The organism is Moraxella sp., assembly GCF_024227015.1.
In the GTDB taxonomy this organism is placed as follows: domain Bacteria; phylum Pseudomonadota; class Gammaproteobacteria; order Pseudomonadales; family Moraxellaceae; genus Moraxella.
The window spans coordinates 1-17,304 of the sequence record NZ_JAAELD010000198.1 but is presented as its reverse complement, the minus strand read 5'-3'; the positions used below and the strand labels follow the sequence as shown (position 1 = coordinate 17,304).

General features: G+C 47.8%; 9 protein-coding genes. 7 read left to right on the top strand and 2 right to left on the bottom strand.

The features are described from left to right. Together GY683_RS04560 and GY683_RS04555 are read right to left on the bottom strand one after the other, a co-directional pair. Positions 1–3,638: exodeoxyribonuclease V subunit beta (locus GY683_RS04560; RefSeq protein ID WP_297287620.1), on the bottom strand; the 3,638-nt coding region annotated here is incomplete at its 3' end. Further along, the gene (locus GY683_RS04555) at positions 3,631–7,752 is read right to left on the bottom strand and encodes an exodeoxyribonuclease V subunit gamma (RefSeq protein WP_297287619.1); all 4,122 of its coding nucleotides are present in this window, start codon (positions 7,750–7,752) and stop codon (positions 3,631–3,633) included. The genes GY683_RS04560 and GY683_RS04555, both read right to left, overlap by 8 nt. A 219-nt stretch (positions 7,753–7,971) precedes the next feature. Between GY683_RS04555 and dnaE the strand changes: the two genes are divergently transcribed. From dnaE to rluB, 7 genes are all read left to right on the top strand, one after another. Next, a complete protein-coding gene (gene dnaE / locus GY683_RS04550; RefSeq protein ID WP_297287618.1) occupies positions 7,972–11,802 on the top strand; it encodes a DNA polymerase III subunit alpha in 3,831 nt (1,276 codons plus the stop codon). A 3-nt stretch (positions 11,803–11,805) separates the two neighbouring features. Then, a complete protein-coding gene (locus GY683_RS04545; RefSeq protein ID WP_297287617.1) occupies positions 11,806–12,624 on the top strand; it encodes an RNA methyltransferase in 819 nt (272 codons plus the stop codon). Positions 12,625–12,668: 44 nt separating this feature from the next. Next, complete coding sequence (gene cysE / locus GY683_RS04540; RefSeq protein WP_297287616.1) at positions 12,669–13,469, top strand: serine O-acetyltransferase; 801 nt, start codon at positions 12,669–12,671, stop codon at positions 13,467–13,469. A 91-nt stretch (positions 13,470–13,560) separates the two neighbouring features. Continuing rightward, on the top strand, positions 13,561–14,634 hold the full coding sequence (trpS, locus tag GY683_RS04535) for a tryptophan--tRNA ligase (protein WP_297287615.1): 1,074 nt from the start codon (positions 13,561–13,563) through the stop codon (positions 14,632–14,634). 1 nt (position 14,635) lies between these two features. Further along, positions 14,636–15,523, top strand: coding sequence for a ScpA family protein (locus GY683_RS04530; protein ID WP_297287614.1), 888 nt, complete (start codon positions 14,636–14,638; stop codon positions 15,521–15,523). A gap of 3 nt (positions 15,524–15,526) precedes the next feature. Next, a complete protein-coding gene (scpB, locus tag GY683_RS04525; protein WP_297287613.1) occupies positions 15,527–16,135 on the top strand; it encodes an SMC-Scp complex subunit ScpB in 609 nt (202 codons plus the stop codon). 122 nt (positions 16,136–16,257) lie between these two features. Continuing rightward, positions 16,258–17,259, top strand: a complete 1,002-nt coding sequence (rluB, locus tag GY683_RS04520; protein ID WP_297287612.1) for a 23S rRNA pseudouridine(2605) synthase RluB — start codon at positions 16,258–16,260, stop codon at positions 17,257–17,259. Positions 17,260–17,304 lie beyond the last annotated feature (45 nt).

Below are 17,304 nucleotides of genomic sequence, written 5' to 3'. Positions count from 1 at the left end.
GACTGTCTATCATAATCACGCCAATCATCACCCAAAAAATTCGACTTATAATCCAGCACAAAGAACCTGCCCTCATGCTCATATAATAAATCAATCTCACCTTTAAGATAATGATACACGCGATCGTTATGGTCGGGGGTTAATTCCAATGCGTGGTCGCTGTATTCTTCAAAGACTGCATTGATGTCAGCCACGCCAAAGCCATGCTTTAACCCAAGCACAAACTTCATCTCGCGCACACTATTGCCATCATGCAGTGATTTTAGATTGGTGCCCGATGCGCCAAATTTGGCATGTATTACCTCATACAGCCAAAGCACCAGCTGACGATGCGGCGTGTTTTTATCCGATTCTAAAGGCGCAGATTGGTGCTTATGGCTTAGATACTCAGCCAAGCCTAGTTTGCGCGCCTGACGATCAATCTCCTGACTGATGGCGAGTAGCTGACCTGACCTGTCAGTGATGGGCATGGATGTATCCACTTCTTGTAATACCAAATGCAAGAATTCACCCGCTGTCGCACCGCGGATAAAGGCGTTTTGAATACGCTCAACCACCTCATCAGATGAGCCATCAATCATCATTTCGTCATGAACATCTTGCTTATCACCATCCATCATCTCCTGCGATGATTCCAGCTGATTAATCAGCCTGGTAAAGCTCGCCTGATGCATGCCTTGAAAAGACTGCTTAGGAATAGCGACGTGCCAATCCACGTAATTGATGCGAGATTGAGGTTTATCATTGATATCATAGCGCGATTTTATCAAGTCTTCACAATCCAAAAGCTCAATCCAGCCCATCTTGCCCTGCATTCGCTGTGGTGGGGTGAGCGCTTTTTTCTCACTGGCTTGACACCATATGAACATGGGGGACGTGCTATTATCTACATAATAGCTGTCCGAAGCCACCACATACACCTGCTCAGATGCACGTGTTAAGGCGACATAGCCTAGTCGCTTAGCCTCATCGGCACTCTCTGTAAGATCAAGCACCCCATAATCCACATCACCTCTATGGCGAACGGGCGAGATGCGTCTTTGATATTTATCATCGCTATAAGGGTAAAATAACGCATTATTGCCCTTTGCTGGCTTTTCAAGTCCAAGCACATACACGATGGGAAATTCAAGCCCTTTTGATGCATGGATGGTCATCAGATTCACGCCTGCTTCGCTGGGCAGCACCCTTCTTTTGTTGTACTCGCTTGCACCCTCTTGCATTTGGATCTCGAACCATTCTAACAGCGCGGTCTCGTGCAGATGCGACTGCTCTCCTACCAGTTCAACCACTTGCCATAAGTCCGCCAAATATCGCTCGCCTGCCTTGGCAGCATTTAGCCATAAGCCGTCGGATTGATTATGTTTGTCATTTAGCGGATTTATCGATAGCGCATACCAAATCGCACTGGCAATACCGTATTTTTGCCATTGTTCGTGCATTTTGGCAAGATAGCCGAACAATCGAATCTTCTGCTCTGCACCATCTTGGCTCATTTTATCCGACTCATCAGCGAATAAAGTTGTAATGTCATCAAGGGTCAATCCGAACAAATGACTACTTAGTAACCGACCTACTTTCTCAAGATTGCCCGCATCCAGACATACAGCCAACAAGGCATATAGATCATTAGCGGCAGGCATGGCTAAGACATTTTCGTCTTTGATGGCGATGGCAGGAATGTTTAGTTTATCTAAATACCCCTTAACCGCAGAGAACTCGGCCTTGGTCTTAGCCAAGACAGCAATGTCACTGGGATTAATAGGTCTTGATCTGCCGTTATCATCCATCGTACAGTGTGGATTTTGTAGAAGGCTATTAATATGATGGGCAGTCGCCTGATGTTTTTTCCAAGCATCATCACCATTTAAATAAGGCATGTGCAATACTGTCAGTGGCCGCTCATCTAGGTAACTTGCCTGCGTTGCTTTATTTTGCCAAGACAGTCTTTGAGTTTGATTGTGCGCTTCGATGTGCTGATAATAGATGCCCTCGCCAAGTTCGGCAGGGTTCAAGCCATCAAACGAATCATTCACGAACCATTGATTTAACGCATCAATCAGGGCTTTATTAGATCGTCTATTTACGGTGAGTGTTAAGTCTTTATTAATAATCTCACGCTGTTTCTCTTTTTGGTGCTGAGTAGTTCCTAGGTATTTTATGTAGTTATAGTTACTCACATCACCGCCGCGAAAACGGTAAATCGCCTGCTTAGGGTCGCCCACCAGTAACAAAAATCCCTTGGGTGCTTTGTTGTTTTTTAATTCTTCTTGTAGGGGATTGATATATACTTGCTTGATTAGTGATACCTGAGCGCCATTCACATCCTGCGACTCGTCGATAAGCGCCACAGGATAATGATGGCGAATGCGGCGCACCAAATCCTTACTGCTTTCCAGCGCATCGTTCAGGCGCTTCATCTGCAAGGTGAATGTCGTCTTGCCCATGCTCTCAAGCCAAGATGGGCTCAGCCGTCGGACATCCTCAGCGATTTGACGATATAGATAAGCGCGATATTGAACAGTAATATCGCGAATCTTCTCAATGATTGGTGGGATGTTGATCAGTTTTTGCTGGATAAACTCAAACAGCACCATCACCGCATCATGATCGTAATTCTTATTCGTTAGATTTGTTATGTCTTTGATTTTCTCGATATTTTTAATCCAAGTTTTCAATGGTTTCAAATGATTGACAAATCCAATGCCATGCTCACGAATCAGTGCTTGGATTTCGGTCAACTTATCCAAAGATTTGGGCAGGTTGGCACGACCATTAATCCCTACTTTTTTTCGATAACAATCATCCAAGAATTGATGAACTTCATCCAAATCATAACTTAAAATCTCATCCAGTTCAGCCTCGAGACTCTCCACATAAGCATCATCAATGTTAGGCATCGGATCAATCGGCGCATCAAAAAACTGCATGGTAAGCTTAATGGTGGCTTTAGCGCCATTAATGTCACTAAATACATCACTGGACGTGATGAATGCGTATAGCTTAGGATTTTGGGTGATGATTTGTGCGTGCTTTTTACGCAGACTGTCATGAATGACGGCGGTCGTGATGTCGTCGCTGTCGTATAAGATTTCTGCTTTGGTCTGATGACCGATTTCAGCGGCGAACTCTTTGAGCCATTTTTGCGCCAGACTGTCGAGCGTACCCACAAAGAGCTTATCAAGCGTTGATAATAACAGCCCCACCCGACGAAATGCCTCATCAAAGGCAAAATCATCCTCATGATTAATCAAAAACTCAATCAAGTGCTGATTAACAACATCATCCGCCTCATCGATGCCCGCCTGCTTGGCAGTTGTGACGATCTCATTAAGGCGGTCGGTGGTAGGCAACTCGCGATTGAACCACGACTCATGAGTGCTCTGCTTGGACTTCATCCAAGTCAAATAGCGATAAAAAGTCGTTAAGCGTGCCTGAATTCGCTCCTGCATCTCAGCGGCGGCAGCACGGGTAAACGTGGTGGCAATGATCCGCTCTGGCGCATACTTTTTCTCAACCAGCAAGCGTAAAATAATGCCCGAAAGCGTCCAAGTCTTACCCGTACCTGCAGACGCCTCAATCAGATAAGCGCCTGACAGTGTACAGGCCGTGGCAGGCGTGCTACGAATATCACTCATGAGCATCTCCTTGTACCGGTGGGCGATTTAGATTCTCTAAAGTTGTCATGTATGCCAACATATCTCCATATAAAGGCTTAGCCAATATCGCCGCCTGTCTCATCGCCCAATCAACGTCCTGCCCTTGAAGCAGCGCCTCCCAGTGCAGATCTTTGCTAGAATAATCGGTATCCTTGCCAATGCAGTCATCAAGACTTAAATTCTCCATCGACGTATCGCCCGCAGATAGAATCTTTAAGGCATTATCCGCCGTTAGCACCAATGGCGTCACGCGAGTCAATACGGCGAATAGTATCAGATTTTGTAAATGCCGCATCGCCTTATCAGCACAAATTGGGCGCATCACGATGGTAGCCACCTCAGAAAATGGCTGAATCAGTTTTCGTCCTTTTTTATAATGCCAAATACTCATACCTCGATTGGTATGCTCGTCTTGAGCGGTCGTTTGGCGATGGATTTGCCATAACAAGTGCTGAACCCAGAACCCGAGCAGCTTATCCGATGAAGTGCCGCTCACCAAGACATTAAGCCAGTGATCGCTTGAGGAATCTGGTAATTGAGCCAAGATTTTAAGTGGCTTTGTGCCGATATTTAGCGCAATTGCCTGCTCTTGGGTGGATGTGATGAGCGCCGAAAAATTCAGGCTACCACGCCCTACCTCCAACTGCCCCATCAGACTGCCTTTCGCATTATTCAGCTGAGTCCAAAAATCCTCAACCACGCCACTTACCAGCTCAATGTCTTGTTTTAGGCGTGCGTATTTGGTTGCGCCTGCAGGCAGTAGCGGCTCGTGGCGCAGCGCCTTTAACTGGGTCAGTTTTTGCTGTCTTTGGAGTGTCATGTTAGATGGTATCGCCACATCAAACAGCGCTTTTATATCCATCTCATTGATATTCTTACCATCAAACACCCCTGTCGCCAAGGCCTGAACGATGGTGTCGCTCAGCCGCCAACCTTCTAGACCATCCATTGATAATGGCTCATCTCGATCGGTCTCTTCCAAAGTGGTTAATACCATAAATTTACCCTGAAGATAGGATTTGGCAGGTGATTTGATGGCGCTGTTAATTGTCTGTACAGTTAGGTAATTTGGTAGCTCGATGCGGTAATCCGACAGCAGGTCATTTACCGATTGATCTGCATCTGGCGACCCAGTCATCACCTTAGCAAATACCTCTTGAATCCTTACCAGCTCATCATCGGTCGGCAGCGCTACAAACGACTTGTCTTCTATATCAGGCAATCTATCATCAAGCACCTGCCGCACATTTTGCCAAAGTGGTGCAGGCGGTAGGAATGATTGCAGTTCACGCTTTTTATCATCGATGATGATCTTTAAGGCAGCCACAGAATCGTCATCGTTAATCGCGCTATCATCACGATAAAATAACGACCGCTCAAAGCTCATCGCCTCATGCCTAGTCAGCAGGTAATGCTCAATCAAGCCAGGTAGCCGCTCACCAACTCGTCTGGTCAAATCATCTGCCGAATCAGGCAGCTGCCAATCCATGCCCGACTTTAAAAATTCAAGCAACTCTGTCACAGGCGATGCTGGCAGCAGTACCGTACTACCGTCAGCACTCATGCCATCATAGAAAATCAAACACGTGTCTTTGGTGCATAGCAGCGCATCCAAGAACGCGCCATTATCATCGTCCTCGTTCGAGCGATCACCGCGCCGCTTTAACCCTGCGCGTATCAGATCTAGCCTCATGCTTCTGTCTTGGCGTGGGAATGCCGATAGATTCATCCCCAGCATAACAGTCAGTCCAAATGGTACACTTCTTAGCGAACCAAAGCGCGCCACCGTGATCACATCCGCAGGCTCTGCAGCGACAGCTTGCAGCCCTACCGCCTCCGACAGGCTCTCAAGCACAAATTCTAAGGTCAGATAAATATCATCATCGCTGCCGTGCTGAGCGTTCGCTCTTAGGCTTGCCAACATGGCATTCTTCGCCTCGAAGATCGCGCGCATCTTCGTGGTTTGTTTAATGGCATAAAAATAATCATCAATCAGCTCATGCTCAATCCTATTTAGCCAATGCTGAACTTTGTCACGCTGCTGATATTGCCCACCAAAATACGCCAAAGCCTCATGCATTCGACACAGCGCTTGAACGATGTTTTTATCATTAAGTCCAATCCCACCCAGAGCCAACGTCGCTTCACTTGTGCCATCCGTCCAGTCAAACGGATATAGTAGCTCACTTGGCGTCTGCTCATTTGGCGCAACGAACCCCATAACAATGCGATCCAAGGCATAGCCAAATGTATATCGATAATCGGTGTCGCTGTCGTGCAATGTCAGCCCGATGTGGGACGCATCAAAGCCACGGCGAAAGCCAGCTTCCTCAAGCAGCGCCCTTGCACGATACGCTTCATCAAAGCTTAGCCCAAAGTTCTCATACACCGCAGGATTCATGAGCCATTCATAAAATTCATCGGCATAAAATCGCGCGTGTTTTACCCCACGCAAGCGATAAAAGCCAAGCATCGCCTGCAATAGCTCATCGATCTCACGCGCTTTTGTACCTGTGATTTTGATGGGCAAATACAAACCATCAACGCCCACACCATCAGGGAACACCGCCCGAATGGTGTTCTGAGCCTCTTCCACATCAGGCAGTAATATCACCACATCAGATGGTTTTTTCTGATGATCGTTTAGATATTTGGCGATCATCGTGCGAGCAATCTCAAGCTGTCTTTTTAGCCCATGACAAGCATGAACGCTTAAGCTTGGCAGCAGCTCTTTGTCACTCTTGGCAAGCTCTGATAAGGTCGCTACTGATTTTGGGCGTTTTTTGTCGCTTAGTATCTGCAGCACCTCTCCCATCGCCATGCCTTTGACACGCTCATCTTCCCCAAGCATGAGAATGTCTTGCTTTAATTGATTTAGGATGCTGTCATTGTTACCACTGGTTTTTGATTGAAATTTATCCTGCCAATCAATCTGATGTAACGCACTTTGATTATTTAGATGATCTACATGGTTTAACTGCTGATTGTCATTATCTTCATAATAAAATTCGCCGCCAGACATATCAGCCAGCATGGCAAAAGTCTCACGCGATTCCTTACCAAGTCGAGACAATAATCCATGTCCATAGTCTTTTTTGTACACGACATTTGGATTGATGATATTCTGGGTTAAGAGCCAATTTTTATCGACGATGTCCGCCCAGAACATCTTAGATGGGTTAAAATGCAGCAGGCGAATGTTCATTGCCAATGACAGTCTTTTTAGGAATAACAGCTCCACCTGTGGCAGCTGCTGCACAGTGAATAAATACAAATCTTTGGGTAATTTATTCAGCACTGCTTGGCGTAATTCACCACCGCGTCTGCCCTCCAGCACATCCCAGAATCTATGCTCAAGCTTTTGGCGCATCTGATAGACGTGCCTAAATAGCTCATGCCATAGATGGCGCAGCAGCTTTTCTAGATTTTTATAATGTGCCACCAACCAATCAGGCGTGGCTTCTTTTTGACCATATTCATCGCCAAATCGATCCTTGCTGGCGATCATTTCTTCGACCATACCCTCAAGGCTTTCATTGTTCGCCCACGCATCCAGCCACTCTGGGCGATGTGTTAGATAGCGCACATACAGCCGAGACAGCTCATCACACGCCTGCCACAGACGATGATCCGGTATCTCATATTGGTCTTGGCTTTGCTCCGCCAATGGTCTAAAAAGAAAGTGCAATTCATGCTGATAATTATTTAGAATTTCTAATAATTCTCGAGGTTTTGCTTTGGTGCTTAAAAACCCAAACAGCCGCCAGCGCATGACCGAAGCAGACAGCATCGCCACCTCAGGCACCGCCAAGGCATCATTAGGATGCATCACACCATCAAGCTCCAGCGCCTGCTTAATCATCTTCCATTGATATTGCCCCCAAAATTGAGCGGTCATCATAGTACTGATACCCGCCTTTAGAGCGACTTGTTTTTCAAGCCAATGTCCAAGCACCATCGATGGCACAATCACCACAAATGGCGTAAAAATCATCGCACCAAAATCCGCCTGATCGCGATGCGGATTTTTATAAAAATTAATCAATTCATCAACCAAGACATCAGTGTCATTAGATTGGATAATCTGAAACATGGCAAATCCAAACTGCGCTAAAAATTAAATTGTACCTTGAATCGCTTTAATTATCCATGCCAAGCCTTGTTATTTTTGATAAAATCCATCTACCCCCACCCAAAATTAATACTTAAAAATCCACCCAATCAATGCTATAATTCACCTCATAATCCCCTCTAATTTTTACAGAATTTTAAGTAATTTATTCATAAAGATATCAAATAAAAAGAGACATTAATGGCATTTGTACATTTGGGCGTGCACAGTGAGTTCGCCATCGTTGATTCCATCGTACGCATCAAAGAGCTGGTCAAAAAAGCCAGCCAAGATGGTCAGACCGCGCTGGGTCTGGCGGATGTGAACAACATGTTCGCTGTGGTTAAGTTCTATAAAGCTTGCACGGCAGCTGGCATCAAGCCCATCATCGGCGTGGAAGCCACGATTGGCGAAGAGATTGATCGCCTCGCAGAAGAGAATAACCATTCGGTGATACTGTACGCCATGAATAATGATGGCTACAAAAACCTATTGCGCCTGCTGTCTGACGCCTACACCAACCGCCCCATGCAGGACGGTACGGTGACGGTGCACACACCCATCATCACCAAGGAAGCTTTATTTGCCAATAACGATGGCATCATCGCTATTTTGACCGATCGCTCAGAGACTGCCGCCATACTAAAAGGCAACCACCCTGAGATGTTCGCCACACCTGTTAAGCCTTGGCAGGATGCTTTTGGTGATCGCCTATACCTTAGCATCAAGCGCACGCACGAATCGGACAATGCCTATAACCGCGAAGTGATCATTCAAGGCTCAAAGGCGGGCATTCCAATCATCGCTCATAATGACGTGCGATTTATCAATCCAGTACCGCAAGACGCTGGACAAGCCAAAGAAAATAACGCCAGTAGTGACTTTGACGCGCACGAAGCTCGTGTTTGTATCGCGACAGGCTACACCCTAGAAGACCCAAACCGCCCTAGAAACTACACCGAAGCACAGTATTTTCGCAGCCAAGCAGAGATGGAAGAGCTGTTCTCAGACATCCCCCAAGTCATCGAGAACACCAACCTGCTTGCCAGTCGCTGTAACGTCACACTTACCCTAGGTATTAACGTCTTGCCCGACTTTCCCATCCCAGAAGACGACACCATCGAGAGCTTCTTTAAAAAGGTCAGCTTAGATGGTCTACACCAACGACTTGCCAAGCTGTATCCCGAAGATAAGCGCGGTGACGACTGGGATGCGATTTACCAATCATATAAAGACCGATTAGATTATGAACTGGGTATCATCCTAAAGATGGGTTTTCCAGGGTATTTCTTGATCGTGATGGACTTTATCCGCTGGGCAAAAGCGAATGGCGTGCCTGTCGGTCCGGGACGTGGCTCGGGCGCTGGCTCATTAGTGGCTTATAGCCTGAACATTACTGACCTTGATCCACTCGAATATGATTTGCTGTTTGAGCGGTTCTTGAATCCTGAACGTGTGTCGATGCCCGACTTTGATATCGATTTTTGTATCGAAGGACGTGACCGCGTGATCGACTATGTGGCGCGCACCTACGGACGACAAGCCGTCTCGCAGATCATCACCTTTGGTACCATGGCGGCGCGTGCGGTGGTGCGCGACGTGGCACGAGTTCAGGGCAAATCATATGGTCTTGCCGATAAAATCTCAAAACTCATCCCAAAGACACCCGGCATCTCCCTTGATGAGGCGCGTTCAGAAGAGCCACTACTCGAAGAACTCCTAAAAGAAGGTTCAACACACCCCGACCATCAAGCCGCCACAGAAATCTGGGAAATGGCAAAAAAACTAGAAGGCATCACGCGTAACGTCGGTAAACACGCAGGTGGTGTGCTCATCGCGCCCAATCGCATTAGCGACTTTAGCGCGGTGTACTGCGATGACAAAGGACATCCCGTCAGTCAATTCGATAAGGACGACGTCGAGGCGGTGGGCTTGGTAAAATTTGACTTCCTAGGGCTTCGAAACCTCACCGTCATCCAAGCCGCGGTCGATAACATCAACATCACTCGCGCCAAGCTTGGTCAAGAACCCATTGATCTTGAGAAGCTCCCTCTAGATGACAGCGACGTCTATCAATCTGTGCTACAGTCAGGCAATACGACCGCCGTGTTCCAGCTTGAAAGCTCGGGCATGAAAAAATACCTAAAGCAGCTAAAGCCCACCAACATCGAAGACGTCATCGCAATGTGCGCCCTGTATCGCCCAGGTCCACTAGAATCAGGCATGGTGACAGACTTCATCGACCGTAAACACGGCATCCAAGAACCCGCCTATCCCCACCCTGATTTTCAGCATGAATGGCTAGAACCACCCTTGAAGGCGACCTATGGCGTCATCGTCTATCAAGAACAAGTCATGCAGATCGCTCAAGTGCTCTCAGGCTACACCTTGGGCGGGGCTGACATGCTGCGACGCGCCATGGGCAAAAAGAAACCCGAAGAGATGGCAAAGCAGCGCAGCATCTTTGTAGAAGGTGCGATCGGACAAGGTGTATCCGGGGACTTGGCGGGTCAGATTTTTGATCTGGTGGAGAAATTTGCAGGTTATGGTTTTAACAAATCTCACTCCGCCGCCTATGGCGTACTGGCTTATCAGACCGCTTATCTAAAATACTACTACCCTGCCGAATTCATGGCAGCGGTACTGTCATCAGAGATGGATGACACTGACACCATCGTATTCTTGATTTCTGACTGCAAAGAGAACTTTGATCTATCTGTCATTCCACCAAGCGTAAATCACAGCGATTGGCACTTTGTCGTACAAGACGAAAAAACCATCATCTATGGACTTGGCGCCATCAAAGGCGTGGGCGAAGATGCGGTCGCAAGTATCGTTAAGGCACGAAAAGAAAGTAAATTTAAAGACCTTTATGATTTTTGTAATCGTGTTGACATCAAAAAAGTCGGCAAACGCGCCCTAGAAGCACTCATTTGCGCGGGCTGTTTTGATGATTTGGCTGTACAGATTAAGCCAGAATTTGCCAAACAAGAACTGCGTCATCATATCCGCGGCGGACTGTGGGCGCAGCTGCCTGCCGCCATGCAAGTCGCCGAGCAAAACCGCCAAAATGCACTGGCTGGCACCTTTGATTTATTTGGCGAAGTGGACGATGGTCTGTCTGTCGCCCCTGAGCTGCCCGACATCGTCTGGGGCGACCAGACCCGCCTAAAAGGCGAAAAAGACACGCTAGGCTTATACTTAACTGGTCATCCGCTCGATAAATACCGCGATGAACTAAAAAAATACACCAATGTCAGCCACCTAAGCGAGCTGTCAGACACAGGTTATAATAAATTTGCCCGTGTGGCAGGTCTGGTTATCGATGTTGCAAACTTCGGCAACCGTGTCGCTATCACGCTTGATGATGGTAGTGCGCGCGTGGAAGTTAGCTGCTTTACCGACAAATTCTCACGCCTGCAGCCCATCCTAGAGACCAACATCGCACTTAGCGATCGACTGCTGGATAAATACGCTCATCTTAGCAGCGATAAGAACTTTAAACCCAAAGATCTCAACGCCCAAACCCTGCGTAAAATCGAGGATAAAACCGACTGGGAATACATCTCCAACCTAAATGGTGCAATCATCATCGCCACGCTAAGCGTGCGTGAGAATGATGGTCGTGTTTTTGCCAGAATGCAGAATGCTATGACGCTGACCCAAGCGCGATTAAAACACCTGTCGGCGGTAAACATCAAGTTAAACGCTCACGACATGGAAGCACTAAGCAGACTAATCCCTCTTCTAAAAGAAAATACGCCACCTGCTGCCAATCTCATCCCGCCGCCCGCTGATGACGACGAGGAGGAGATCGAAGATGCAGTGGCTTATGATGAAGAAGGTAATATCCTCACGACCACAGCGCCTACGATATTAAGAGATGGCTGCCTGCCAGTATCGCTGTTTTTATATGATGAATGTAGCATCTCACGCGTCTCGGTGAATGATCGATTCCGCTTACACCCCAGTGATGACGTGCTTGATGAGCTAAGAGCGATACTGCCATCACAGAATGTATTATTAAGATAAGTTATGAATTCAATCTCTCAACTGGCGAGCATTCGCATCATCATGATTGGCACCACCCTACCCGCCAACATCGGTTCAGCCGCTCGTGCAATGCACACGATGGGATTGTCTGATCTGGTTGTCGTGAATCCGCGCTTGCCTATCGATGACACCAGTATTGCCAATGCTGCAGGCGCAACCTCTGTGCTAGATTCTGCGCGCATCGTCAACGATTTGAATGAAGCCTTGTCAGACTGTCATTTAGTATTTGCAGCATCTGCTCGTGTTCGCCACATGCCGCGCCCTGTCATCACTCCCAATATGGCAGCAGAGCTAATGATGAATTTTTATCAGGCGCATAATAACCCCGACGAACAAACCACCCCAAAGATCGCCATCTTATTCGGGCGTGAGGACCGTGGTCTTACGAACGATGAGCTTTCGCTGGCGGATTACCACATTCAGATCCCTGCTAATCCTGAATATCCCGTTCTTAATGTCGCCGCCGCCATACAGGTGATTGGCGCGTTCATCTATGATGCACTGTCAAACAATGCATCAAAATCAGAAGACAACAGCCCTCAAACTCATCAGATCGACCTAAATATCCGCCAAGACTGGGATGAGCCTGCCATCACCCATGCTCAGCAGCGAAGTCTTAACAGTAGTCTCATTGATTTACTTGTTAAGCTTAATTTGGCAGATGATCAAGACTTAAAGCACCTACCGACGCGTCTATCACGGCTCACAAGTCGGGTGCAGCTAGATCAAAAAGAATTTGCCCTGCTGCGCGCGTTAATTGCCAAAATTCATGTTAAAATTAGCCAAAACCGGCCACATTAGCCAAGTTGGCTTGATGATTTAAAGAACTATTTTAAGGATTATTCGTGTCATTCATTCAAAAAATCAAAAATCTAAAAAACGCCATCAATGATGACTTAGAAGCCGTATTAGATCGCGACCCTGCTGCTCGCACCAAGGCAGAAGTACTCATCACTTACCCCGGCATACACGCGCGCACCCTACACCGCGCCGCTCATGCCTTATGGGAGAATGACCACAAATTCCTAGCGCGCAGCTTGTCACACATCAGCCGCGTCACGACAGGTATCGAGATCCACCCTGCTGCCAAGATCGGCAAACGCCTATTCATCGATCACGGAATGGGCGTGGTCATCGGTGAGACTGCCGAGATTGGCGATGATGTGACGCTCTATCATGGCGTTACCTTGGGCGGGGTCTCATGGGAGAAAGGCGCCAAACGCCACCCAACGCTTGGCGACCATGTGGTCGTAGGCGCAGGTGCCAAAATCCTAGGCGGCTTCACCGTGGGCAATCACGCCAAAATCGGCTCAAACGCCGTGGTGGTAAAGCCCGTACCAGAAAACGCCACCATGGTCGGCTCTGCTGCACGCATGATCGACAAGAAAAGCAAAAAAGACGCACCAAAGGTCAGCCAAGAGCAGACACAGGCAGCGGATGAGCTATTCAACGCCTATGGGCTTAAGCCTGACACCCAAGACCCTGTAGCCACGAGCATTGCAGCGCTCTTGGCGCACATTCAGAAGCAAGACAAGCGCATCGATGAACTACAAAACGCCATCTGTAAGCTAGATCCTGACTTTTGTAGTCAAGCCATTGAGCCAATCTGCAAAGATGACCTAGACGTCCTAAAAACCCAAGGCTAATGGCATTAGATGATGCATTTAAGATGACAAAATAAATCGTAATTTTGTTATAATTATCCGCTTTATTCATTAAAAAATAACAAGGAATCTCATGACTGACAGCACTCAGCCAACCACCCCAAAGCGCGTATTAACAGGCATTACCACCACAGGCATTCCACATCTGGGCAACTATGTCGGCTCGATTCGCCCTGCCATCAAAGCCGCCAACGAGGCGATCGCACGTGGCGATGGTGATGCTTTCTTTTTCTTGGCGGATTTTCATGCATTGATCAAATGCTTCGACCCTGATGAGATTCATCGCTCCACACGCGCCATCGCGGCGACATGGCTGGCTTGCGGTCTTGATCCACAGGCGGTTACGTTTTACCGTCAATCAGACATTAGCGAGATTCCAGAGCTTGCCTGGATTTTAAATTGCTCATGCGCCAAGGGTTTGATGAATCGCGCGCACGCATATAAGGCAGCTGTCGATATCAACACCACCAAGGAAGACACCGATCCTGATTTTGGCATCACGATGGGGCTATTTAGCTATCCTGTACTGATGGCGGCTGACATCTTGATGTTCAACGCCACCCACGTGCCTGTTGGCAAAGACCAAGTTCAGCACATTGAGATGGCGCGCGACATCGCAGGCACATTTAATTTCAAATACAAGCCGCTATTCACCCAACCCAATGCCGTCGTCGATGAAGAAACGCCACTACTGACCGGTCTAGATGGGCGTAAAATGAGCAAATCTTATGGTAATACCATTCCATTATTTGGCGATGGCAATCCACAAGTTGACCCACAAAAAGCCCTAAAAAAAGCCATCTTCCAAATCGTCACCAATTCACAAGCACCCGAAGAACCTAAGAATCCTGACGAATGCACCATCTTTGAGATTTATCGCGCCTTCGCCACCAAAGAAGAAATTGAAGAGCTAGCCGCCCACTATCGTCGTGGCATCGGTTGGGGTGAGGCCAAGGAAATCTTGTTCAACAAAATCAATGACGAAATCACACCGATGCGCCAGCGTTATTTTGAACTCATGAACAACCCAAAAGAACTTGAAGAAATCCTGCAAATGGGCGCCGTCAAGGCTCGCCGAGTCGCCCAAAAGCAACTGGACAAAACACGTCGCGCCATCGGCATTAAGCCTCTTGCCAAGCTTAAATAACATGACGGATACCGCCCAAGTGCAAGATGTTGATACCATTCGCATCTTTGATACGCCTGTCGAGAGCTTGCCCGATGACTTGTACATTCCCCCGCAGGCTTTTGCGATTTGGCTTGAGCAGTTTGCCGGTCCGCTTGATTTTTTGTTGTATCTGGTCAAAAAAAACAACTTCGATTTGACCGAGACGGCCATTTTGCCCATCACAGAGCAATATTTAAGCTACATCAAGGACTTGGACGAAGAGTATTTTGAATTGGCGGGCGATTATCTGCTAATGGCAGGCACGCTCATCGCTATTAAGAGTGAGCTGTTATTACCACAGCCAGAGATTGACGATGAGGGCATAAACCCCAAAGCAAGACTCATCAGAAAGCTTGAAGAATATGCCCAGATCAAAGAAGCCGCTCAAAGACTTGATAAGCTGATTCGACTAGAAAGAGATGTATTTTTGGCATTTACCAGCTTGCCCAGCATTGAGGCTATGCGTGCCGAACTGCCAAAATACTCTCCGCAGATTCTCGTTAACAGCCTAATCACCATGCAGATCAAGCCTGATTATCAGATGCACACTGTCAATGTGGACCCCGTGCCACTGCCCGAGCGCATCGCCAACATCACGCGGCTGCTTAGCGAAAAAGGCTCATCCACTTTCAAAGACCTGCTTGAACCCACCCAGGGTAAGCTTGGTGTGGTGGTAAGCTTCGTGGCGGTGCTTGAGCTGATTAAGCGCGGCTTGGTCGGGCTTAGTGAGTACGGCGATGACTTTGATGACGAAAGCGCGGATAACTACGCATTGCAAACCACCGAAAAACGCGCCAAAAACACCCTGCCAAGCATCGACAACACCGGTCATGCCATCGGCGAACAAACCCTATACTGGCTACATTAACCCATGCAAAACACCCTAACACCCCTTACTTTGGATGTCGAATCGACAAATCAAGCCAGCCATAAAGAGCTGCTGGAGTCGCACGCCACCGCCGAAGCACTAAGTCGCTACATCGAAGTGCTACTACACGCAAGCGAAACACCCTTAACCGATCAAGATCTAAAAAAACATCTATCTATGAGTAGCGATGAACTACAAATGGCACTCATCATCTTAAAAGAGCGACTGTCGGGTAGCGTACTCACCCTAGGCAAGACCGCGAGCGGATACCGCCTGCAGATCAAGGACAGCTATTCTCGCCTCATTCAGCAGATTTTCCCTGAGCGTCTTGAAAGCCTAAGCCAGGCCCTGCTTGAGACCTTGAGCGTGATCGCCTACAAGCAGCCTGTCACACGTTCTGACATCGAGCAGGTGCGTGGCGTTACCGTATCAAGTAACATCCTAAGACAGCTGTTCGATAAGGGCTGGATCATGGAGAAAGGATATAAAGACACACTCGGTCGTCCAGCGCTGCTACATACCACACCAGCATTCTTGGATGCGTTTGGATTGGCAAGTCTGGATGAATTGCCGCCGCTGCCTGACTTACAGAGCCTAAAAGTAAATGGCTAAATCACCTATTGATTGATGCGCTTGCACATCAATACAGATTTTACTTGCTAATTTAGCCCAAAAGTCTTATTATTGATCTTTTAACATTGTGAAATGTTATTTTCCAACCACAGGACACCATCATGACCGACACACCAGACATCATCGAAGCCCCCACCGATAACGCCCGCCCAGAAGGCGAAAAACTCCAAAAACTGCTCGCCCGCATGGGTCTAGGCTCTCGCCGTGGACTCGAAGAGATCATCAAATCAGGACGTGTTTCTATCAATGGCAGCATAGCCACACTTGGCGATCGTGCCAGTGCGATGGATGAGATTCGTGTCGATGGTCGCCTAGTACGCATCAAGGCAGAACGCGAAAAACGCCGCCGCGTCATCGCTTACTACAAGCCTGAAGGCGAGATTTCATCAGCTTCCGATCCAGAGGGTCGCCCTACTGTTTTTGACCGCCTACCCAAGCTAACCGGCGACAGATGGGTAATGGTAGGACGTCTAGACATCAACTCATCAGGCCTATTACTATTCACCAACGATGGTGAACTGGCGCACCGTCTCATGCACCCATCAAGCGAAGTAACTCGTGAATATGCCGTGCGTGTACTTGGCGAGGTTACTCCCGAGATTGCTCAGAATTTGACCCGTGGTGTCGAGCTAGAAGATGGCATGGCAAAATTCGACGACATCAAAGAAGGTGGCGGTACCGGCGTCAATAAATGGTATCACGTGAAGATCAAAGAAGGTCGTAAGCGTGAAGTTCGCCGTATGTTTGAGTCTCAAGAACTTAAAGTCTCACGCCTAATTCGTACTCGTTATGGTACTGTTATTCTGCCCAAAGAACTGCGCACAGGACGATTCATTGAGCTTGACGCCAAAGAGATCGGCAAACTGATCGAGACGGTCGGCTTACGCCCACGCATGGGTACAGGTCTAAACACCGCCGCCAAAGAAAAACAAGCGCGTATCCATAAAAAACCACTAAAATCTCGTGAAATTCGCCGTCAAAAACACGAACGTCACGAACGCGAAGAAGAGCGCAGACAACGCACCGGCAACAAAAAACGCCCCAGCAACGACAGCCGTCAGCGCACCCCAAATTTAAAAAACGCAACTTTTTATAAAGCGTAATCCAAAAAAGGCGAGATCATCGCCTTTTAGTTTGTCTTTTTGAAT

Excerpts from the sequence above, each read along its gene's own strand:
- GY683_RS04555 (WP_297287619.1), bottom strand. The coding sequence starts at position 7,752 with ATGTTTCAGATTATCCAATCTAATGACACTGATGTCTTGGTTGATGAA.
- dnaE (WP_297287618.1), top strand. The coding sequence starts at position 7,972 with ATGGCATTTGTACATTTGGGCGTGCACAGTGAGTTCGCCATCGTTGAT.
- GY683_RS04545 (WP_297287617.1), top strand. The coding sequence starts at position 11,806 with ATGAATTCAATCTCTCAACTGGCGAGCATTCGCATCATCATGATTGGC.
- trpS (WP_297287615.1), top strand. The coding sequence starts at position 13,561 with ATGACTGACAGCACTCAGCCAACCACCCCAAAGCGCGTATTAACAGGC.
- GY683_RS04530 (WP_297287614.1), top strand. The coding sequence starts at position 14,636 with ATGACGGATACCGCCCAAGTGCAAGATGTTGATACCATTCGCATCTTT.
- scpB (WP_297287613.1), top strand. The coding sequence starts at position 15,527 with ATGCAAAACACCCTAACACCCCTTACTTTGGATGTCGAATCGACAAAT.
- rluB (WP_297287612.1), top strand. The coding sequence starts at position 16,258 with ATGACCGACACACCAGACATCATCGAAGCCCCCACCGATAACGCCCGC.